Genomic DNA, 21,371 nt, shown 5'->3' with positions numbered 1-21,371 from the left:
CACCCCTTCCGCTCCTGCCACTGTCTGTGTCCCCCTCAGAACCCAGCTCGGACAGCTCGTGCGGTGAGGAGATGAACGTACGCCCGCTTCCCGCCCGTATGTAAGCGTGTGGACCTGCCGTATGGGGCGGTTAAGGCCAGTGCGATGATGAGTGCGCCATGACTGCCCTCCACCAGTGCACGGCGCGCTCCGGAGCCGAGCTCCGGATGCTGCGGGCCGCGGTGTTCGCCGCGGTGTGCGTCGTGCTGGCCGCGGCAGGTCATGCGCTCGCCTCCTGCGCCACGATCCCGTTGTGGAGCCTGGGCGTGGGATTCGTCGCCGTCCTCGCCGTCGCCGCCCCGCTCGCCGGGCGGGAACGCTCGCTGGCGGGCATCGCGGGACTGCTGACGCTCGGCCAGCTGGCGCTGCACGCGCTGTTCGGGTTCGGCCAGCACGGCACGGCCACCGCGGCGCACACCGCCGAGGCCGTGGACGCCGCCCTCGTCGAACGCGCCGCGCGCCTGGTGTGCGGGGCGGCCGTCATCAGCCCGGCCCAGGCCCGGCGCGTCCTCGTCGACGCGGGGCTCGCCCCGCACACGGCACACGCCGGGCACCACCCCGCGGACGCCATGTCGACGGCCGCGGGTCCCACGGCCTCCCTCCTGCCGTCCCTGCCCATGATGCTGGGCCACCTCCTCGCGGCCGTCGTGGCCGGGTGGGTGCTGCGCCACGGTGACCTGGCGCTCCTGCGGATCGCGCGGCTCTCCGCCGACGCGTCCGTCGTACGGTCCCTGCGCGGCGCCCTCGCCCTGGTGCGGGCCCTGCTGTCGGGGCCGACGGGCGCCACCGGTCCCGCGCCCCGGGTGGTGCGCACCGCGGACGAGGCACAGCCGGCTCCGCGGACGGCCACCCTCCAGCACACGGTGGTCCGGCGCGGCCCGCCCTCCCACGGCACCGCCCTCGCCCTCGCCGCCTGACACGACACGCCGCTCCGCATCCCTCCGTGGAGCAAGCGGCGCCGTGAAGTCGGGCGGCACGCGCGCGTGCCTGTCGTTCCCGGCGTCGCCCACGTCCCCCGTCACCCTCGACGTAACGGTCGTTTTCGACGTTCGGGACCTCCGCGCCGTCCCCGACGGCATCGTGGTACGCGCCCGACTTCTCACCGGACCATCACTCACTGTGGAGTGTCAGCTGCCATGAAGGCTTCCCGTATCGCCACCGCCGGCGCCCTCGCCGCCTCGGCCGTCGTCGTCCTGTCCTCGCCCGCGTTCGCCCACGTCAGCGTGCAGCCGGAGGGCACCGCCGCCCAGGGCGGCTACGCGACGGTCAACTTCAAGGTGCCGAACGAACGCGACAACGCCTCGACCACCAAGCTGGAGATCAGCTTCCCGACCGACCACCCGCTCGCCTCGGTGCAGCCGCAGCCCGTCGCCGGCTGGGACGTCGAGATCACCAGGTCCAAGCTCGACGAGCCGGTCGAACTGCACGGCGAGAAGATCGACGAGGCCGTCTCCAAGGTCACCTGGACCGCCTCCGGCAAGGGCATCGAGCCGGGCTTCTTCCAGAAGTTCCCGCTCTCCGTCGGCCAGCTCCCCGAGGACTCCGACGAACTCGTCTTCAAGGCCCTCCAGACGTACTCCAACAAGGAGGTCGTCCGCTGGATCGAGGTGCCGCAGGACGGCGGGGAGGAGCCCGACTACCCGGCTCCGGTGCTGGAGCTGTCCGCCGCGGGCGACGACCACCACGGTTCGTCCGCCGCGGACTCCGACGACGCGGACCGCGCCGATGACGCCGAGGCCGCCTCCGCCGACTCCTCCGACCAGGCCGCCGGGTCCGGCGACACCAGCGACACCACGGCCCGCGTCCTGGGCATCGTGGGCATCGTCGTCGGCGCCGCGGGCGTGGCGTACGGGGTGCTGGCCGGCCGCCGGCGCACCAACGCCTGAGCCTCTCACCCGTCTTCGGCGCGTGACGGAGGCCGTACGGCTCCTTCCTGCCGTACGGCCCCGGTGCGCGCCGGAGCTCGAACATCTGGGACATTTCTCTATGCACACCAACAGCTCGAAGCTCACCGCGAGCGCCAAGAGCACCAAGAAGACGTACGCGGCGGCACTGCTGGCGGCCGCCGTCCTCACCCTCTCCGGCTGCGGCGGTGGCGGCGGGGACGACGCGAGCGCGCCCCTCGCCGAGATCTCCGCCGACTCCGCGTCGGCCAAGGCGGCCACGGTGCTCGACAAGCCGTTCGAGAAGCCGGATCTGGTCCTCACGGACACCAAGGGTGAGTCGTACGATCTCCGTGCCGAGACCGAGGGCAAGCCGACACTGGTCTACTTCGGCTACACCAACTGCCCCGACGTCTGCCCGCTGACGATGAACAACCTCGCCGTCGCCAAGAAGGAGGTCGCGAAGGAGCTCTCCGCCGCGCAGTTGGAGCAGCTGCGCATCGTGTTCGTCACCACCGACCCGGAGCGCGACACCCCGGAGGCGCTCGGCGAGTGGCTGCAGGGCATCGACTCCGATGTCGTGGGTCTGACCGGCGACTTCGACACGATCCAGGCCGGCGCCCGCACCCTCGGCATCACCATCGACCCGCCGACGAAGGACGCGGACGGCGAGGTCACCTCCATGCACGGCACCCAGGTCATCGCGTTCTCGCCGAAGACCGACGGGGGCTACGTGCTCTACGGGGAGGACGCGACCGTGGACGACTACACGCAGGACCTGCCGAAGCTCCTCGAGGGAGCGAAGCCGTGAGGCGTCACGCGCTCTCCCTCGGCGCCCTGGTCCTCGCGGCCGGCCTGACCCTGACGGGCTGCGGCGGCGACAGCGGGACCGGCGGCGGCGACCAGGGCGACGGCGAGCTGCGGGTGCGCTCCGCCTACATGCCCCAGCCGGTGACCGACGCCATGGCCGCCGGCTACCTGGTCATCGAGAACGACAGCGACCGTTCCGACACCCTGCAGTCCGCCACCAGCGACATCGCCGAGGACGTCACCATCCACAAGACGTCCGGACAGACGATGGAGAGCGCCGGCGGCGAGGATCGCGAGATCCCCGCCCACGGCACGCTCGTCTTCGAGAGTGGCGGGATGCACCTGATGTTCGAGAAGCTCGAACGCAAGCCGGCCGAAGGCGAGACCGTCTCCGTGGAGCTGCGCTTCGCCGAGGCCGGCTCCGTCACGGTCGAGATGCCGGTGAAGTCCGCCACCTACCAGCCGACGACGGACGAGATGTCGTCCTCGTCGTCATCATTGCCCTCGTCGTCATCCCCGTCGTCGCACCACTGAGGGAGGGAACACCGTTGAGGCCGTCGAGTCCCGCGCGGCAGGCCGCCGCTCCCCGCGTCCGGACGCTGTTGCTGCTGTTCGTCGCCGTGCTCGGCGGCCTCCTCGCCGGTGCCGGGCCGGCCTCCGCGCACGCCGCCCTGACCGGCAGCGACCCACAACAGGGCGCGGTGGTCGAGGAGGCCCCGGCACAGGTGTCGCTCACCTTCTCCGAGGCCGTCGCGCTGTCCGACGGCGCGGTGCGCGTGTACGACCCCAAGGGTGAGCAGGTCGACACCGGCACGACGTCCGACCTGGGCGGCAACACCTACGCCGTGGACCTGCACGCGGGGCTCCCCGACGGCACGTTCACCGTCACCTACCAGGTGGTCTCGGCGGACAGCCACCCCGTATCGGGAGCCTTCACGTTCTCCGTGGGGGCACCCTCCGAAACGGCGGCCGTGGTACCCGAGCAGGAGGCGGGCGGCGGTCTCGTCGGCGGACTCTACGGCTTCGCCCGCTATGCCGCGTACGCCGGTTTCACCGTCCTCGTCGGCGGTGCGGCCTTCGTACTGGCCTGCTGGCCACGCGGTGCCGGAGTACGGCCCGTGCAGCGGCTGGTGGTCGCCGGATGGCTCACCCTGACCGCGGCCACCCTCGCGATGCTCCTCCTACGGGGCTCGTTCACCGGCTCGGGGAAGATCGGCGACGTATTCGACCTGAGCCTGCTGGGTGACGTACTGCAGACCAAGACGGGCGCGGCACTGATGTCCCGGCTGCTGCTGCTCGCGGCGGCGGCGCTGTTCATCGCGCTGCTGTTCGGAGCGTACGCACGGCGGGACGAGGGCGGGGGCGATGCCCCGTCCGACGCGGACGGCGACACGGACGTCGGCACCGACGCCTATCGCGGGAGCGGTGCGGACGACTCCGAGCGGGGAGACCTCACCTTCGGGCTCGCGATCGGCGGCGGCGTCGTGGCGGTGGGGCTGGCCGCGAGCTGGGCCATGGCCGAGCACGCCTCCACGGGGATCCAGGCCGGCATCGCGATGCCCGTCGACGTGCTCCACCTGCTGGCGGTCGGCGTCTGGCTGGGCGGACTGGCCGCGCTGCTCCTGGCCCTCTTCCGGGCGCCCGCGGACACACCGGTCGAGACCCGGGCGGTGCGGCGCTTCTCGCGCATCGCGTTCGGCAGCGTGCTCGTGCTCGCCGCGACCGGCCTCTACCAGTCCTGGCGGCAGGTCGGCTCCTGGTCGGCGCTGACCGGTACGGCGTACGGGCAGCTGCTGCTGGTGAAGATCGGGCTCGTGGCGGTGCTCCTGGGCATCGCCGCGTTCTCCCGCCGCTGGACCGCCCGGCTGGCCGAGACTCCGGCCGCCCCGGCCGCCCCGGCTGGCCGGGCCGGAGAAGGCGGGAGCAGCGGGGACGGCGGAGACGGCAAGGACGGTGCGTCCGGGAAGACCGCGGGCGGTTCGGTCACCGCGAGGAAGCCGGGGAAGCAGTCCGTCGCCACGGCCTCGACCGCGACGGCCTCGACCGCGGGTGACAGCCGACGCGCCGCACAGCTCGCCCGGCAGCAGGCCGCCATGGCCGCCACGCGCGCCAAGCGGATCAGGGACGCCGACCCGAGCCGCACGGGACTACGCCGGTCCGTGTTCGCCGAGGCGGGCGTGGCCGTCGTCCTGCTGGCCGTGACGACCGTCCTGACGGCGACCGAGCCCGGACGCACGGAGGAGGAGGCAAAGGCGGCCACGTCCGGCACCCAGCAGTCCGACACGGCCGGGCAGGCCGGGGTCCTCTCCCTGGACATGCCGTTCGACACGGGAGGCCAGGGCGGCGAGGGGGTCGTGCGCGTCGATCTCGACCCGGCGCGTGTGGGCGGCAACGACATGCACGTCTACGTGCAGCGTCCCGACGGCAAGGCCTTCGACATACCTGAGGTGAAGATCGCCCTCACGCTCGAGGAGAAGAACGTCGGCCCGCTGCCCGTGGTCCCCGACCACATCGCCACCGGCCACTGGTCGGCGAACGGGGTGCAGATCCCGATGGCGGGCGACTGGGAGATCGCGGTGACGGTGCGGACGTCCGACATCGACCAGGTGACCGTCAACAAGAACGCGAAGATCGGCTGAACCACACCATGCCTGACCAGTCCACACCCGCGACGTCCGGCACTTCCGGGACGTCCGCGGCTTCCGGGGCTTCCGGGACGTCCGGGGCTTCCGCCAAGAGGGCGATCTCGCGACGGCGGCTGCTGGGGACCGCCGGAGCATCGGGACTCGCGCTGGGGGCGGCGGGCGGGGCCGCCGGGTACGCGGCCGCCCCCACGCCCGACAAGGCCACACCCCTCACTTCGATCGGCACCGACCGCGTGATGTTTCACGTGAAACACCAGCCCGGCATCACGACGCCCCTCCAGGCCAGCGGACACCTCGTCGCGTTCGACCTGGCGGCGGGCGCGGGCCGCAAGGAGGCGACCGCACTCCTGCGGCGCTGGTCGGACACCGCAAGCCGGCTGATGGCGGGCGAGGCCGCCGCACAGGGCGACACGGACGTGACCCGGGACGCGGGCCCGTCATCCCTCACGGTCACCTTCGGCTTCGGGCACAGCTTCTTCGCCCGTACCGGACTGGAGAAGCAGCGCCCGGACGCCCTCGACCCACTGCCCGACTTCTCCTCCGACCAGCTCGACAAGAGACGCAGCAACGGCGACCTCTGGGTGCAGATCGGCGCCAACGACGCCTTGGTCGCCTTCCACGCCCTGCGCGCCCTCCAGAAGGACGCGGGGGACGCGGCACGCGTGCGGTGGCAGATGAACGGCTTCAACCGTTCTCCGGGAGCCACCGACCGGCCGATGACCACCCGCAACCTGATGGGCCAGGTCGACGGCACCCGTAACCCGAAACCGACCGACGCCGACTTCGACGAGCGGATCTTCGTGCCGTCGGCCGGAGAGCCCGCATGGATGGCGAACGGCTCCTACGCCGTCGTACGCCGCATCCGAATGCTTCTCGACGACTGGGAGAACCTCTCCCTCAAGGAGCAGGAGGACGTCATGGGGCGGAAGAAGTCCGACGGCGCGCCCCTCACCGGTGGCGGCGAGACGACCGAACCGGACCTGGAGAAGACCGACGCGGACGGGAAGCTGATCGTCCCGATCAACGCGCACTCCCGGATCACCCGTCCCGACCAGAACGGCGGCGCGGCCATGCTCCGCCGCCCCTTCTCCTTCCACGACGGCTTCGACGCGGACGGGGTCCCCGACGCGGGCCTGCTGTTCATCTGCTGGCAGGCCGACCCCCTCCGCGGCTTCGTCCCGGTGCAGCGCAAGCTCGACCGCGGCGACGCCCTGTCGCCCTTCATCCGCCACGAGGCGAGCGGTCTCTTCGCGGTACCGGGGGGTGCCGCGGAGGGGGAGTACGTGGGGCAGCGGCTGCTGGAGGGTTGAGGGACCTGCGTTCCTCGGGGGCGCGCGGGCGGGGTTCCGGGACGTGAGTAGCTCCTCGGGGTGGTGAAGACGGGAAGCGTGCGCCTGGCCGCAGGCGGCCCATTAGGGTGAGGCCATGCCAGCCAGCTACGTGTACCTCGGCCCCGAGGGCACCTTCACCGAGGTCGCCCTGCGCACGCTGCCGGAGGCCGCGACGCGGGAACTCGTCCCCATGGTGTCCGTGCCCGCCGCGCTCGACGCCGTCCGCCAGGGTGACGCCGAGGCCGCGTTCGTACCGATCGAGAACTCCGTCGAGGGCGGCATCACCACCACCCTCGACGAACTGGTCGCGGGCGCCCCCCTGATGATCTACCGGGAGGTGCTCCTCTCGATCACCTTCGCGCTGCTGGTCCGTCCCGGCACCGCGATGTCGGACATCAAGACGGTCTCCGCGCACCCGGCCGCCCAGCCCCAGGTGCGCAACTGGATGAAGGCCAACCTGCCGCCCGACGTCGTCTGGGAGTCGGCCGCCTCGAACGCGGACGGCGCCCGGCTGGTGCAGGAGGGCCGTTACGACGCGGCCTTCGCGGGGGAGTTCGCGGCCGCCACCTACGGCCTCGAAGCCCTGCAGACCGGCATCCACGACGCGGAGAACGCCCAGACCCGGTTCGTGCTCGTCGGCCGGCCCGCCCGGCCCGCGGCTCCCACGGGCGCGGACAAGACCTCGGTGGTCGTCTGGCAGCGCGACGACCACCCCGGCGGGCTGCGCGACCTGCTGGACGAGTTCGCCGTACGGGGCGTCAACCTGATGCTGCTGCAGTCCCGTCCGACCGGCCAGGGCATCGGGAACTACTGCTTCGCCATAGACGCCGAGGGCCACATCTCCGACCGGCGCGTGGCCGAGGCGCTGATGGGGCTCAAGCGGGTCTCCCTGGAGGTGCGCTACCTGGGGTCGTACCCGCGCGCGGACGTCGAGAAGGGGGTACGCGCGCCGCTCCCGGGAACGTCCGACGCGGAGTTCGTCACCGCGGCCGACTGGGTGGCCCGCTGCCAGGACGGCCGCTTCTAGCGGGGCAGCCGTTCCGGGCCCGCCCGGTTGTGCACGAGGACCGAGCGCCGGTGCTACCTGGTGATTTTCGCTTTCCACAGAAGTTATCCACAGGTGACCTTCTCGACCTGGGGACAAGTCGACAACAAAGCGTTACTCCATCGACAAATCGCCTCACGGCCCCCAAGTGCAGCCATGGTCGCTCTCATCACCCTTCGTCCACCCGTTTCCCTTCAGCAATCCTTTGGGGCGACTCAATTCCACCGAAAGTGGATGCCGAGGCGGTTCGAACCGGGAATCCCGCGCTCCGCACCCCGCCCCGGGACCGCCGTCACCGAAGTCCACAGATCTTTCGCACAGCCTGTGGATAACTCCCTGAAGCTGTGGACTCCTGTGGACAGCCGGGCGTCAAATCTCGTCCCCTGCACGGCAGTCCGGTCAATGTGACGGCATGGGAGTGATCCTTTCCGGGGGAGCGAAACTCCTCTCCTTGACCTGACCCGGCCCTGTCCGATTCCGGCAAAGGCCGATAAACGTGACGGGAGGAATTCCCGGTCGAGGGTCCGAGGCACGCACCGGTAGCCTTGAGGGGTGATTGACCTTCGCCTGCTCCGTGAGGACCCCGACCGTGTGCGCGCATCCCAGCGTGCCCGTGGAGAGGACGTCGCGCTCGTCGACTCCCTCCTCTCCGCCGACGAGCGGCGCAGGTCGTCCGGCGTCCGCTTCGACGAACTCCGCTCCGAGCAGAAGGCGCTCGGCAAGCTGATCCCCAAGGCGTCGGGCGACGAGAAGGCGGAACTGCTGGGGAAGGCGAGCCGGCTGGCCGCCGACGTGAAGGCGGCCGACGCCGACCGGGACGCGGCCGCGGCCGAGACCCAGGAGCTCCTGCTCCGGCTGGGCAACCTCGTCCACCCCGACGTGCCCGTCGGCGGCGAGGAGGACTTCGTCACGCTGGAGACGCACGGCGAGATCCGCGACTTCACCGCCGAGGGCTTCGAGCCCAAGGACCACCTGGAGCTGGGCCAGACCCTCGGCGCGATCGACGTCGAGCGCGGCGCCAAGGTCTCCGGCTCGCGCTTCTACTTCCTCACCGGCGTGGGCGCCCTCCTCGAGCTCGCCCTGGTGAACGCGGCGATCGCACAGGCCACCGCGGCCGGCTTCACCCCGATGCTGACCCCCGCGCTGGTCCGGCCGCAGTCGATGGCCGGTACCGGCTTCCTCGGCCAGGCGGCACAGGACGTGTACCACCTCGACAAGGACGACCTCTACCTGGTCGGCACCTCCGAGGTGGCCCTCGCCGCGTACCACATGGACGAGATCATCGACGCCGACCGGCTGCCGCTGCGCTACGCGGGCTTCTCCCCGTGCTTCCGCCGTGAGGCCGGCTCGCACGGCAAGGACACCAAGGGCATCTTCCGCGTCCACCAGTTCGACAAGGTCGAGATGTTCTCGTACGTCGACCCGGAGGACTCCCAGGCGGAGCACCAGCGCCTGCTGGAGTGGGAGAAGCAGTGGCTGACGTCGCTGGAGCTGCCGTTCCGGGTGATCGACGTGGCCACCGGTGACCTGGGCTCCTCGGCCTCCCGCAAGTTCGACTGCGAGGCGTGGATCCCGACCCAGGGCAAGTACCGCGAGCTCACGTCGACGTCGGACTGCACGGAGTTCCAGTCCCGCCGCCTGCAGATCCGCATGCGCGACGGCAAGCAGGTCAAGCCCCTGGCCACGCTGAACGGCACGCTGTGCGCCGTACCGCGCACGATCGTCGCCCTCCTGGAGAACCACCAGCAGGCCGACGGTTCCGTCCGGGTGCCCGAGGTGCTGCGCCCCTACCTGGGTGGTCGAGAGGTGCTGGAGCCGGTGGCCAAGTGACCGGGGCCACCACACCGCACCTTCCCTACCGACTGATCGCCACGGACCTCGACGGAACGCTTCTGCGCTCCGACGGCACCGTCTCGGAGCGCACCCGCGCCGCGCTCGCCGCCGCCACGGCGGCGGGCGCCGCGCACATCGTGGTCACGGGCCGCGGGGTGCCCTGGACGAAGTACATACTCGAGGACCTCGGCTACCAGGGCCTCGCGGTCTGCGGCCAGGGCGCGCAGGTGTACCACGCCGGGGAGGACCGCCTGCTGACCTCGGTGACCCTGGACCGTCAGCTCGCGACGCTCGCCCTGGCCAAGATCGAGGCGGAGGTCGGCCCGCTGCTGCTGGCCGTGGCCCGCGACGGTCTGGACGGCGAGGTGCTGGTCGGAGAGGGGTACCGGCTCCATGACGGCCCGCTGCCGTACCAGCCGATCACGGACGCGACGGACATCTGGTCCGCGCCGCTGAGCAAGGTGTACGTCCAGCACCCCACCCTCTCCGACGACGAGCTCGCCGAGGTGTCCCGCCGGGTCGCGGGTGGTCTCGTCGGAGTCGTGATGGCCGGCGAGGGCATAGTCGAGATCCTCCCCCTCGGGCTCACCAAGGCCACGGGGCTGTCCCTGGCCGCGCGCCGCCTCGGCCACCGTGCCGCCGACACCATCGCCTTCGGTGACATGCCCAACGACGTCCCCATGTTCGCCTGGGCCGCGCACGGCGTGGCCATGTCCAACGCCCACGCGGAGCTCAAGGACGTGGCCGACGAGGTGACGTCCTCGAACGACCAGGACGGCATCGCGGTCGTGCTGGAGAAGCTGCTCGACGGCACCGCCCGCGACCGCGCCGCCGCGGGCCAGGCCTGACGGGCCGGTAGGAGGGGCCGGGCACCGGACGTGCTGTCTGTCCGCCCGGCCCCGGTCGGACAGACAGCACAGAACCCCACCCGACCGGCGGACCCAGGGCCCGCCGGGCCGTGGCGGCAGCGACCGGGTGGGCGGCCCGCGCGGGATCGCGCGCTCGAAGCGGCCGCCCCGGACAGCTCCCCGAGCAGGGCCGGCTCCACTGAGCAGCAGCACTCCGGAGCCGACCGCGGGCTGTCCCGCAAGGAGCCCGGCGCAGGTCGGCGCGGGCCCCGCTCCCAGTACACGACACCGGATCAAATCCGGCGTCCGGGGACGTAACCACTGTGCCCGGGCCCTTGGGCGGACGCCACCGATTAATTGCGGGGCGGACGACCGTCACGGGTGAAGGCCCCGCACGGTACGACTACCGCCGCCGCCACTTCCGTCTGCGGGCCTTGCTGAAGAACCAGCCCGCGGGCGGCTCGTCGGACCGCCAGGGCTGGGGCTCGGGCTCCCGGCCGCGCCAGCGGGCCGCGAGCATGCGGGCCCGCCCGGACTGTTCGGAGCTCTCCGCGGACCGTATGAAGTCCTCGTCCAGCACGACGTCGTCCCAGGCGTCACCGGCCCCGCCGCCGCCCCTGGAGGAAGGGGTCCCGCGCACCTCGTCCTCCCGTTCCTCGGAAGCCATTCCGTTCCTCCCAGCTTTGCTTTCCTTTTACCCAGTGTGCCCACGCCGCTGTGAAGTCATCGTCAGGACCGGGAAGAGCCTGCGAGGCGACCCCTCACACGCGGGTCCTCAGGGGCACCGCGCGTGAGAGGTCACTGCCGCGTCGCGCGCGGCGCCGTCACTCCTCCCCGGCCAGCGTCAGCCGGCGCAACTTCTGGCCGGCGTACCAGGTCGCTCCCGCGGTGACCGCCGCCAGGAGGATCACCGCGGTGGTCAGGCTCACGTCCGAGGTGACGAGGTCGCCGCCCGCTACCTTCTGGGCGACCGCGAGGGCCCACTGCTGGACGCTGAGGGTGCGCGCACCGGCCACCAGGGACCCGAAGAGCGCCTCCCAGACCAGCGCGTAGACCAGCCCGAAGACGACGGCGTGCCGGGTCACCGTCCCCAGGAGCAGGAAGATCGCGGCGTACGCGATCGACGCGACCAGCGCCGCCACCGTGTAGGCGACCGCTATCTGCTGGCCGTTGCCGTTCATGATCAGGCCCGCGACGAGCGTCGGGACCGCCGAGAACACCATGGTCACGGCGATCGCCACGATCAGCTTGGTGAAGATGATGGTCGGCCGCTTCACCGGCTTGGACAGCAGGTACACCACCGAGCCGTCGTCTATCTCGGGTCCGATCGCGCCGGTCCCCGCGATGACGCCGATGATGGGCACCATCGTGGCGAGCGCGAACCCGCCGAGCACGTCGGCGGCCACCTGGTCGTCGGCCCCGCTGAACTGGCGCACGGCCAGCGAGATCACGATCAGCAGGACGGGCAGCGCGCCCAGGATGAGGGCCCGGCGGCGGCCGAGCAGGCCCCGGTAGGTGAGCCGGGCGACTGTGGGGTCGTACATCTTCGGCCTCCTACGCCGCGACCAGATACGAGAACACGGACTCGAGGGACTCGTCCGACGGCGAGACCGTCAGCAGGCGGATGCCGTTGTCCCGGGCCACCCGCGGCAGCAGGGCCGTGAACCGGCCGAAGTCCACCGCCTGGATGCGCAGCGCGCCCTCGGCGACGTCGACCTCGATGCCCGCCGTCGACGGGTCCGCGATCAGGGCGGCCGCGAGCGCGCGGTCGTCGCTGGAGCGCACGAGGTAGCGGTGCGGCCGGTCGGTCATCAGCCGGCGGATGCGCCGGAAGTCACCGCTCGCCGCGTGCCGTCCGGCGACGATCACCTCGATGTGGGAGGCGAGCTGCTCGACCTCTTCGAGGATGTGCGAGGAGAACAGCACCGTGCGGCCCTCGTCCCCCATGCGCCGCAGCAGGTCCATGAGCTGCATCCGCTGGCGCGGGTCCATGCCGTTGAAGGGCTCGTCGAGCAGCAGCAGGGACGGCTCGTGCACGAGTGCCGAGGCCATCTTCACCCGCTGGCGCATGCCCTTGGAGTACGTCGACACCTTGCGGTCCTGCGCGTACTCCATCTCCACCGTGGCGAGCGCCCGCTGTGCGGCCTTCTCCCCGAGACCGTGCAGTTCGGCGTTGGCGAGGACGAACTCACGGCCGGTGAGGAAGTCGTACATCGCCTCCCGCTCGGGGACGATGCCGATGTGCCGGTAGATCTGCTCGTTCCCCCACACCGGCCGGCCGTCGAGCGTGACGGTGCCCGTGGAGGGAGCCAGGAAGCCGCCCATCATGTTGATCAGCGTGGACTTGCCGGCGCCGTTCGGGCCGAGCAGGCCGGTGACGCCGGGGCCGATGGTCATCGTGATGTCGTTGACGGCGACCACGTTGCCGAACCAGCGTGAGACGTGGTCGATGGAGAGCTCGGTCACAGTCCGACCTTCCGGTAGCGGCGCATCAGCAGGGCGTAGCAGCCGGCGATGGCGCCCAGGGTGACGAGGACGAAGAGGGCACCCTGGCCGGCGGAGGGGCCGTATCCGCCGGGGAAGGCGGAGCTCGCGCCGAGGAACGCGGTCTGCACCCCGTCGATGAGCGTGATGGGCGAGAACAGGCCGAGCCACGGGACGGTCCCCGTGCTGTCCTGGGCGAAGGCGATGCCCTGGAGGGTCGACACGGCCCCGTAGGAGATGGTCAGGGCGGCGATGACGGCCGCGACGCCGAAGCCGCGACGCGGGGTGACCGCCGAGATGACCAGGCCTATCCCGGCGAACAGGAGCGAAAGCAGTGCCACGGAGACCAGTCCCTGTGCGAATCCCGTTGTCTGGTCGGTGAAGTCGAGCTCGGCCAGCAGCGCGCCCACGTACAGCACGAGCAGCGGTGCGGCGGTCAGGATGAACAGGGCCGAAGCCAGCGCCGCGAACTTCGCGCGCACGTAGTCGACGGTCTCGATGGGGCGTGAGAAGTACAGGGGAACGGTCTTGAAGCGCAGGTCGCGTGAGACGGACTGCGGTGCCTGCGCGGCGACGTACAGGCCGATGACGGCCTGCATGACGATCGCGTACCTCGTGTAGTCGACGGGCAGGTCGTTCGCCTTGGTGGCGACGGCGACCGCCACCATGATCCCGGCGGGCAGGCACATCACCACGAAGAGCAGCATCGGCAGCACCTTGGACTTCGCCGAGCGGCCCAGCCCGTACGCACCGCGCAGGGACTGCGAGTAGAGGGAGCGGCGGGCGTAGGAACGGCCCAGGCGGGGACCGTCGTAGCCGCGGTAGCCGATGTTGTGGATGCGGGTCTGCTCGCCCGCGCGCGGGGCGGGGCCCGCTGCCACGGGGGCCGCGGCCTGTGCCGGGGGCTGCTCAACCGTCATGGCCGGCCGCCTCCTTCCGTACGTCCTGGGTGTCCGTCTGCTCGTCGCTGTCCTGGAAGACCTCGGCTATCTGATGCCTGCGCTGCTCCATGCGCACCAGGCCGAGGCCCAGCTCGGCGACCGTGTCGCGTACCAGGTCGTACGTCTCCTCGCCCTGTGCGGTGAGCAGCAGGATGTGCCCGGCGCCGGGCAGTGTGCCGCCCGTGTGGGTCTCCGCTCCGCGCGCGTGGAGCGCTTCCCGCAGGGCCCGCGTGCCGTCGGGGTGCTCGTCGGTGTCCGTGACCTCGATGGCGAGGGTGGTCGTGATCTGGGTGAAGTCCCGGGTGGAGCTGGAGCGCAGCAGTTTGCCGCCGTCGACGACGACCACGTGGTCGCAGGTGCGTTCCAGTTCGCCCAGGAGGTGGGAGGTGACGAGGACGGAGATGCCGAAGTCGGTGTGGATGCGGCGGATCAGACCGAGCATCTCGTCGCGGCCGACCGGGTCGAGGCCGTTGGTCGGCTCGTCGAGGAAGACCAGCTGCGGGTCGTGGACCAGCGCCTGGGCCAGCTTCACCCGCTGCTTCATACCGGTCGAGTAGCCGCCGATGGGGCGGTAGCGCTCCTCGTACAGGCCGACGTGGCGCAGGGTGTCCGCCGTGCGCTCGCGCGCCGCGGTCGGCGGGAGCCCCGACATGCGCGCCATGTGCACGACGAACTCGGTGGCCGAGACGTCGGGCGGCAGGCAGTCGTGCTCGGGCATGTAGCCGACCCGCTCGCGGATGGCGCCGCCCTTGGTGGCGACGTCGAGTCCGAGCACCTCGGCGCGGCCCTCGGTGGCGGGGGAGAGACCCAGCAGGATCTTGATCAACGTGGACTTGCCGGCTCCGTTGGCACCGACGAGTCCCGTCACACCGGGCCCGACGTCCACGGAGAGCCGGTCAAGCGCGGTCACCTTGGGGAACCGCTTGCTCAGGCTTTCGGTCGCGATCACAGTCACGCCTACGACGCTAGTGGCGTGGACCACAGCGGTCGTCACCCCGCAGAGCTGTTCACGGCTCCCCCTCGAGTATTACGGGCCCGTAGGGGTCCACCCGTGGTCGCAGTGACCGACGGGCTTCCGCCCGGGTATCCCGACCGCACGTTCACCCGCCCTCCGTCCGGCCACGTCCTTCCGGATCCGCCGCTCGCCGACCCGATGCGGCGAACCACCGTGCCTGACAGGCTGGTTGTCCACAGGTCCGGCCGCTTTGCCTGTGGACAACCTCCTGCACCTGTGGATCAAACGTCGAAATAAAAATGGCGTGCGTGACTTGTGTCTCTCCGACACGCTGGCGGGATGGACGAACGGCGCGTCATCAAGGTGTCGAAGTACCTGGCGAAACACCTGCGGCACCAGCCCGAACGGATCGGACTCACGCTCGACTCCGGTGGCTGGACCGAGATCGACGCGCTCATCGAGGCGGCCGCCTCGCACGGCTTCCGGTTCACGAGGGCCGAACTCGACCATGTGGTCACCGTCAATGACAAGCGGCGCTTCGCCGTCGAAGGCACCCGGATACGCGCCAGCCAGGGGCACACCGTGCGGGTGGACCTCGGTCTGTCCCCGGTGGCACCACCGCCGTGCCTCTACCACGGGACCGTGGCCCGCAACGTGGACGGCATCCGGGTGCAGGGGCTCCGCCCGATGAACCGCCACGACGTGCACCTCTCGCCCGACCGCGGGACCGCGACCCGCGTCGGCGCCCGCCGCGGCCGTCCCGTCGTGCTCTCCGTGGACGCCGGCTCCTTGCACCGCGACGGCCACCTGTTCCGCGTCAGTGACAACGGGGTGTGGCTGACGGAGTCCGTACCGCCCGAGTACCTGCGGTTCCCCGAGCCGCACTGAGCGGCATCGAGGCACGCGGGGACAGCGAGCGCACATGTTGCCTCCGCTTAGGCTCTGACGCATGAGTCTGCGCCTGAGCACCGTCATCCTTCCGCACGTCCGCTGGCACGAGGGCGGCCGTTCGGCGTGGCAGCGGGCCGACGAGCTCGGATTCCACACGGCCTTCACCTACGACCACCTGTCGTGGCGCACCTTCCGGGACGGCCCCTGGTTCGGTGCGCTCCCCACGCTCACGGCCGCTGCCGCCGTGACCGAGCGGCTGCGCCTGGGCACCCTCGTGACCTCGCCGAACTTCCGGCACCCGGTGACGCTCGCCAAGGAGCTGATCTCCCTGGACGACATCTCCGGCGGCCGCCTGACCCTGGGCATCGGCGCCGGCGGCACCGGCTTCGACGCCACCGCACTCGGCCAGGAACCGTGGACGCCTCGCGAGCGGGCCGACCGTTTCGCCGAGTTCGTGCCGCTCCTCGACCGGCTGCTGACCGAGGAGTCGGTGTCGTACGAGGGCGACTTCTACTCGGCGCACGAGGCCCGCAACATCCCGGGCTGCGTACAGCGGCCCAGGCTGCCCTTCGCGGTGGCCGCCACCGGCCCGCGCGGGCTCGCACTGGCGGCCCGGTACGGGCAGGCGTGGGTGACCACGGGCGATCCCCGGCTGTACGAGACCGGCACCCCCGAACAGTCCGTGCGCGCCCTGCGCGGGCAGGCCGAGAGGCTGGCCGACGCGTGCGCCGGGATCGGCCGCGACGCCGCCGGGATGGACAAGGTCCTGCTCACCGGTTTCACGCCGGACCGCGACCGTCCGCTCCACTCGCTCGACGCGTTCGTTGACTTCGCCGGGCGCCACGCCGAACTGGGCTTCACGGACCTCGTCGTCCATTGGCCCGTCCCCGACTCGGTCTTCGCCGCGGACGAGAAGGTCTTCGAGCAGATCATCACGGAGGCTCCCGCGCAGCTGGCGTGAGCGCGGCCGCACGGGACGGGGCCGGCGCGCCGGAACGACACCTGCGAGGCCAATGGCCACTCACGTGTGCGGACCGCCGCACGCCCGTGCGGATATGTGCGGGACAATGGGTCCGTGACCTCAGCGACGAGACAGCCCGAGATCCCGGCCCCGACCGTCCCGCCCAGGCTGATCGCCACAGACCTGGACGGCACCCTCCTGCGCGACGACAAGACGGTGTCCCCGCGCACGGTCGCCGCCCTCGCGGCCGCCGAGGAAGCGGGCATCGAGGTCTTCTTCGTCACCGGCCGTCCGGCCCGCTGGATGGACGTGGTCAGCGACCACGTCCACGGCCACGGCCTGGCGATCTGCGGGAACGGCGCCGCGGTGGTCGACCTGCACGGCGGGCCGGGCGCCCACCGCTTCGTCAAGGTCCGCGAACTGGCGCGGGAGAACGCCCTCGACGCGATACGGCTGCTGCGCGAGGCCGCACCGGGCACCGTGTACGCCGTCGAGCAGACGTACGGCTTCCACCAGGAGCCGGAGTACCCGAAACTGCACATGGAGGTGCCTGACACCGTCGCGCCGGCGGAGAAGCTGCTGGCGCCGGACGGGGCCACCGTCGGTGAGCCGGTCCTCAAGATCCTCGCCCATCACCCGCGCATCGACCCCGACGACTTCCTCACCGCCGCCCGCATCGCCGTCGGCGACCGCGCCACCGTCACCCGCTCCAGCCCCAGCGCCCTGCTGGAGATCAGCGGCCCCGGCGTCTCCAAGGCCAGCACGCTCGCGCTGAGCTGCGCCGAGCGCGGCATCTCGCACGAGGAGGTGGTCGCCTTCGGTGACATGCCGAACGACCTGGAGATGCTCACCTGGGCGGGCCGCTCCTACGCCATGGGCAACGCCCATCCCGACGTGCTCGCCGCCGCCTCGGGCAGGACCATCGCCAACAACGACGACGGGGTGGCGGTCGTGATCGAGCGCCTGGTGGAGCAGCGGCGGCAGCAGTCCCGGCGGCCGTGACGGCTCCGGCCCACGGGCCGGCTCGGAGCCGGCACCACGCCCGGACGGCCCGCCGCCGGGCCGTCAGCGTGCGGACGCGCCGGCCAGCACCTCCCCGGCCGCTTCCCGCGCGGCCATGTCCCGCAGGGGCCCCTCCACCGCCGTCAGTTCCGCGTACGACCCCCGCTGGACGATCCGCCCCTCGGCAAGGACGACGACCTCGTCCACGGCCTCCAGTCCCGCCAGCCGGTGGGTGATCAGCAGCGTCGTACGGCCCTCGGTCGCCGCCAGCAGGTCCGCGGTGAGCGCGTCGGCGGTCGGCAGGTCGAGGTGTTCCGCGGGCTCGTCGAGGACCAGGACCGGGAAGTCGGCGAGCAGCGCCCGGGCGAGCGCCAGTCGCTGCCGCTGGCCGCCGGAGAGCCGGGCCCCGTGTTCGCCGACGAGCGTCGCGAGCCCGTCCGGCAGGGCGTCGGCCCAGTCGAGGAGCCGTGCCCGCGCGAGCGCGTCCCGCAGGTCGGCCTCGGTGGCGTCCCGCCGCGCCAGGAGCAGGTTCTCGCGCACGGAGCTGTCGAAGAGGTACGCGTCCTGGGCGCACAGCCCCACGTGCCGCCGCACGGCGTCCCCGTCGAGCGCGTACGCGTCCGCACCACCCAGCGTGTACGTCCCCCGGCGCGCGTCCAGGAACCGCAGCAGCACCTGCGCCAGGGTCGTCTTCCCCGATCCGGAAGCACCGACGACCGCGATCCGGCGGCCCTCGTCCAAGGTGAGGTCCACCCCGGCGAGGGCGTCCCAATCCTGCCCCTCGTACCGGGCTGCGAGCCCGCCGACGACCAGGGGGAAGGGCGAGTGCGGCGCGGTACGGGGCTGCTCCGGTTCGCGTACGGGTTCGGGGGCGTCCAGCACCTCGTACACGCGCTCGGCGCTCTTGCGCACCCGCTGCCGGAACTGCACGGCGAGCGGCATCCCCAGCACGGCCTCGAAGGCGGCCAGCGGGGTGAGGACGACGACGGCCATCGCCAGGCCACCGAGGCGGCCGTCGGACACCGCCTGGGCACCCACGAGCGCGGTGACCGCGACAGTGAGTCCCGTGACGAGCGCGGTGAGCCCGTCACCGAGCGCGGTCGCCGTGGCGGCCCGGGAAGCGATCCGGGTCAGTGCGGTGTCGGCCCGGCGCGCCTCGGCGATCCGCGCGGGCAGGGCGCCCGACACGGTCAGTTCGGCGGTACCGGTGAGCAGGTCGGCCGTGCGGACGGCCAGCTCCCCACGGGCGGGAGCGAGCCTGCGCTCGGCGCGCCGCGCCACGGCCCCGCTCACCAGCGGGACGCCGGCTCCGGCGGCGAGCAGCCCGACGGCGAGCACCGCTCCGGCCTCGGGCAGCAGCCACGCGGTGAACCCGACCGAGGCGGCCGATACCACGATCGCCGCCCCGGCCGGCAGCAACCACCGCACCCAGTAGTCCTGCAGCGCGTCCACGTCGGCGACGAGCCGCGACAGCAGGTCACCGCGCCGGGTACGCCGCAGTCCAGCGGGTGCCAGCCGCTCCAGCCGCCGGTAGACGGCGACCCGGGTGTCGGCCAGCATCCGCAGCACCGCGTCGTGCGACACGAGCCGCTCCGAGTACCGGAAGACGGCCCGTCCGATGCCGAACGCCCGCGTGGCCGTGACGGCGACCATCAGGTACAGCACGGGCGGCTGCTGGGAGGCCCGTGAGATGAGCCATCCGGAGGTGGCCATGAGCCCCACGGCGCTGCCGAGGGCGAGGCTGCCGAGCAGCAGCGCGAGGGCGAGCCGGCCGCGCCGGGGGCCGGCCATGGCGCGGACCCTCGCCAGTACGGAGGTCCGGCGGCTGGACGACGGTTCCTCGTCATGGGCCGTCGGCACGGTCCGCCTCCGGCCCTCCGCCCCGGTCCCGTCCTGCGGGGCCACCAGGTCGTCCGGGAACCGTTGGTCCGCGCGGTCCGTGCGCGCGTCCTCCACGGCACCCGAGGCCGTCGTGGTCTCGCCGGGTTCCAGCCGAACCACCCGGTCGGCCACCTCCAGCAGTGCCGGCCGGTGCACCACGAGCAGGACGGTGCGCCCGGCCGCGAGCCGTCGCACCGCGTCCACGATCTCCGCCTCGGTCTCCCCGTCCAGAGAGGCCGTCGGCTCGTCGAGCAGCAGCACGGGCCGGTCGGCGAGGAAGGCCCGCGCCAGGGCGATCCGCTGGCGCTGGCCGGCCGACAGACCGGCGCCGTCCTCCCCCAGCGGTGTGTCCGTCCCGTCGGGCAGTGCCTCGACGAACGCCAGCGCTCCCGCGTCGGCCAGCGCCCTCCGTACGGCCGCCTCGTCCGCGTCCGGCCGCGCCAGCCGGACGTTCTCCATGATGGTCCCGGCGTACAGATGGGGCCGCTGCGGCACCCAGGCCACCCGTGCGTGCCACGCGTCCCGGTCGAGAGCGGCGAGGTCGGTGCCGGCGATCCGTACCCGCCCCTCGGTCTGCTCCACGAACCCGAGCAGCACGTTCAACAGCGTGGACTTGCCCACCCCGCTCGGACCCACGAGGGCCACCGTCTCTCCGGGGCGGACCCCGAAGGACACGTCGGAGACGGCGTCGTCCGCCCGCCCGGGGTACCGGACGGTCACGCCGTCGAAGCGGATCTCCCCCTTCGGCACGGGCAGCGAGCCCGAGGCCGGCACCGGCGTCTCCAGGACCTCGAAGATCTCCTCGGCCGCCGCCAGTCCCTCGGCCGCCGCGTGGAACTGGGCTCCCACCTGCCGGAGCGGCAGATACGCCTCGGGGGCGAGAACGAGGATGACCAGCCCGATGTACAGGTCCATGTCCCCGTGCACGAGCCGCATGCCGATCGTCACCGCGACCAGCGCGACGGAGATCGTGGCGAGCAGTTCCAGCGCGAAGGACGACAGGAACGCGATGCGCAGGGTCCGCATGGTCGCCCGCCGGTACTCACCGGTGATCCGCCTGATCGACTCGGCCTGCGCCTTGGCCCGGCCGAACACCTTCAGCGTCGGCAGCCCGGCGACCACGTCCAGGAAGTGGCCCGACAGACGCGACAGCAGCTGCCACTGGCGATCCATCTGCGAGCGTGTCGCCCAGCCGATGAGGATCATGAAGATCGGGATGAGCGGCAGCGTGCCGACGATGATGGCCGCGGACACCCAGTCCTCGGTGACGATGCGCGCGAGCACCGCCACGGGCACCACGACGGCGAGCCCCAGCTGCGGCAGATACCGCGCGAAGTAGTCGTCGAGAGCGTCCACCCCACGTGTGGCGAGGGCGATGAGCGAGCCCGTGCGCCGGCCGCTCAGCCAGCCCGGCCCGAGCGCGGCGGCTCGCTCCAGCAACCGTCCGCGCAGCTCGGACTTGACCGCGGCGCTCGCCCGGTGAGCGGCCAGCTCGGTGAGCCAGGAGACCAGCCCCCGACCGCAGGCCACAGCCACCAACAGCAGCAGGGGAGTGCGGAGCTCACCGACCGACATCTCGCGCTGGAAGGCACCCACCACCACTTCGGCGATGAGCATCGCCTGCGCGATGACGAGCACAGCTCCGACAGCACCCAGGCCGACGACCGCTCCCAGGAAAAGGCGGGTGGCCCTGGCATAACGCAGAAGGCGCGGATCGATCGGTTTCACGTGAAACACACTCTCTTCTCAGCAGGGCATGTTCCACGTGAAACATGCCCTGCGGTCCGGGGAGCTGTGTCTCGTGATGTTCCACGTGGAACAT

Annotated in this window: 18 protein-coding genes; 12 read left to right on the top strand and 6 right to left on the bottom strand. The window is 71.9% G+C overall.

The genetic code is table 11. The features are described from left to right. The first annotated feature begins 158 nt into the window (after positions 1–158). From UW392_RS53195 to UW392_RS53155, 9 genes are all read left to right on the top strand, one after another. Complete coding sequence (locus UW392_RS53195; RefSeq protein ID WP_320782671.1) at positions 159–956, top strand: hypothetical protein; 798 nt, start codon at positions 159–161, stop codon at positions 954–956. Between the two features lie 219 nt (positions 957–1,175). After that, positions 1,176–1,925 (top strand): YcnI family protein, encoded by a 750-nt coding sequence (locus tag UW392_RS53190; RefSeq protein WP_320782670.1) that lies wholly within the window; start codon positions 1,176–1,178, stop codon positions 1,923–1,925. A 100-nt stretch (positions 1,926–2,025) separates the two neighbouring features. Then, the gene (locus tag UW392_RS53185; protein ID WP_320782669.1) at positions 2,026–2,733 is read left to right on the top strand and encodes an SCO family protein; all 708 of its coding nucleotides are present in this window, start codon (positions 2,026–2,028) and stop codon (positions 2,731–2,733) included. Further along, the gene (locus UW392_RS53180) at positions 2,730–3,266 is read left to right on the top strand and encodes a copper chaperone PCu(A)C (RefSeq protein ID WP_320782668.1); all 537 of its coding nucleotides are present in this window, start codon (positions 2,730–2,732) and stop codon (positions 3,264–3,266) included. The genes UW392_RS53185 and UW392_RS53180 overlap by 4 nt, the downstream gene beginning before the upstream one ends. A 14-nt stretch (positions 3,267–3,280) precedes the next feature. Then, entirely contained in the window at positions 3,281–5,371 is a 2,091-nt protein-coding gene (locus UW392_RS53175; RefSeq protein ID WP_320782667.1) for a copper resistance CopC/CopD family protein, read from the top strand. A gap of 8 nt (positions 5,372–5,379) precedes the next feature. Continuing rightward, on the top strand, positions 5,380–6,687 hold the full coding sequence (gene efeB, locus UW392_RS53170; RefSeq protein WP_320782666.1) for an iron uptake transporter deferrochelatase/peroxidase subunit: 1,308 nt from the start codon (positions 5,380–5,382) through the stop codon (positions 6,685–6,687). 115 nt (positions 6,688–6,802) lie between these two features. Continuing rightward, the gene (pheA, locus tag UW392_RS53165; RefSeq protein WP_320782665.1) at positions 6,803–7,735 is read left to right on the top strand and encodes a prephenate dehydratase; all 933 of its coding nucleotides are present in this window, start codon (positions 6,803–6,805) and stop codon (positions 7,733–7,735) included. A gap of 570 nt (positions 7,736–8,305) precedes the next feature. After that, positions 8,306–9,583: a serine--tRNA ligase gene (gene serS / locus UW392_RS53160; protein WP_320782664.1), complete on the top strand. Its 1,278-nt coding sequence runs from the start codon at positions 8,306–8,308 to the stop codon at positions 9,581–9,583. Continuing rightward, a complete protein-coding gene (locus tag UW392_RS53155; RefSeq protein ID WP_320782663.1) occupies positions 9,580–10,434 on the top strand; it encodes an HAD family hydrolase in 855 nt (284 codons plus the stop codon). Before serS ends, UW392_RS53155 begins: the two co-directional genes overlap by 4 nt. A 403-nt stretch (positions 10,435–10,837) precedes the next feature. Here the strand turns inward: UW392_RS53155 and UW392_RS53150 are convergent, their stop codons facing one another. The 5 genes from UW392_RS53150 to UW392_RS53130 all read right to left on the bottom strand — a co-directional run bounded on the left by UW392_RS53150 (position 10,838) and on the right by UW392_RS53130 (position 14,808). Continuing rightward, entirely contained in the window at positions 10,838–11,101 is a 264-nt protein-coding gene (locus tag UW392_RS53150; RefSeq protein WP_320782662.1) for a hypothetical protein, read from the bottom strand. Positions 11,102–11,258: 157 nt separating this feature from the next. After that, positions 11,259–11,978: an ABC transporter permease gene (locus UW392_RS53145; protein WP_320782661.1), complete on the bottom strand. Its 720-nt coding sequence runs from the start codon at positions 11,976–11,978 to the stop codon at positions 11,259–11,261. A gap of 10 nt (positions 11,979–11,988) precedes the next feature. Continuing rightward, complete coding sequence (locus UW392_RS53140; protein ID WP_320782660.1) at positions 11,989–12,900, bottom strand: ABC transporter ATP-binding protein; 912 nt, start codon at positions 12,898–12,900, stop codon at positions 11,989–11,991. Further along, positions 12,897–13,838 carry an ABC transporter permease subunit gene (locus tag UW392_RS53135; RefSeq protein ID WP_320782659.1) on the bottom strand — a complete coding sequence of 314 codons (942 nt, stop codon included), beginning with the start codon at positions 13,836–13,838 and terminating at the stop codon, positions 12,897–12,899. Before UW392_RS53135 ends, UW392_RS53140 begins: the two co-directional genes overlap by 4 nt. After that, entirely contained in the window at positions 13,828–14,808 is a 981-nt protein-coding gene (locus tag UW392_RS53130) for an ABC transporter ATP-binding protein (RefSeq protein ID WP_320782681.1), read from the bottom strand. Before UW392_RS53130 ends, UW392_RS53135 begins: the two co-directional genes overlap by 11 nt. A gap of 345 nt (positions 14,809–15,153) precedes the next feature. On the opposite strand from UW392_RS53130, the gene UW392_RS53125 reads away from it, so the two are divergent. The 3 genes from UW392_RS53125 to UW392_RS53115 all read left to right on the top strand — a co-directional run bounded on the left by UW392_RS53125 (position 15,154) and on the right by UW392_RS53115 (position 17,668). Further along, positions 15,154–15,702 (top strand): RNA 2'-phosphotransferase, encoded by a 549-nt coding sequence (locus UW392_RS53125; protein WP_320782658.1) that lies wholly within the window; start codon positions 15,154–15,156, stop codon positions 15,700–15,702. A 61-nt stretch (positions 15,703–15,763) separates the two neighbouring features. Then, positions 15,764–16,666, top strand: a complete 903-nt coding sequence (locus tag UW392_RS53120) for an LLM class flavin-dependent oxidoreductase (protein ID WP_320782657.1) — start codon at positions 15,764–15,766, stop codon at positions 16,664–16,666. 114 nt (positions 16,667–16,780) lie between these two features. Then, positions 16,781–17,668, top strand: coding sequence for an HAD family hydrolase (locus tag UW392_RS53115; RefSeq protein ID WP_320782656.1), 888 nt, complete (start codon positions 16,781–16,783; stop codon positions 17,666–17,668). A gap of 63 nt (positions 17,669–17,731) precedes the next feature. Here the strand turns inward: UW392_RS53115 and cydD are convergent, their stop codons facing one another. Next, positions 17,732–21,286, bottom strand: coding sequence for a thiol reductant ABC exporter subunit CydD (cydD, locus tag UW392_RS53110; RefSeq protein ID WP_414497561.1), 3,555 nt, complete (start codon positions 21,284–21,286; stop codon positions 17,732–17,734). Positions 21,287–21,371 lie beyond the last annotated feature (85 nt).

It is taken from the genome of Streptomyces sp. CRN 30 (assembly GCF_034105845.1).
This window is presented reverse-complemented; position numbering and strand designations above follow the sequence as displayed.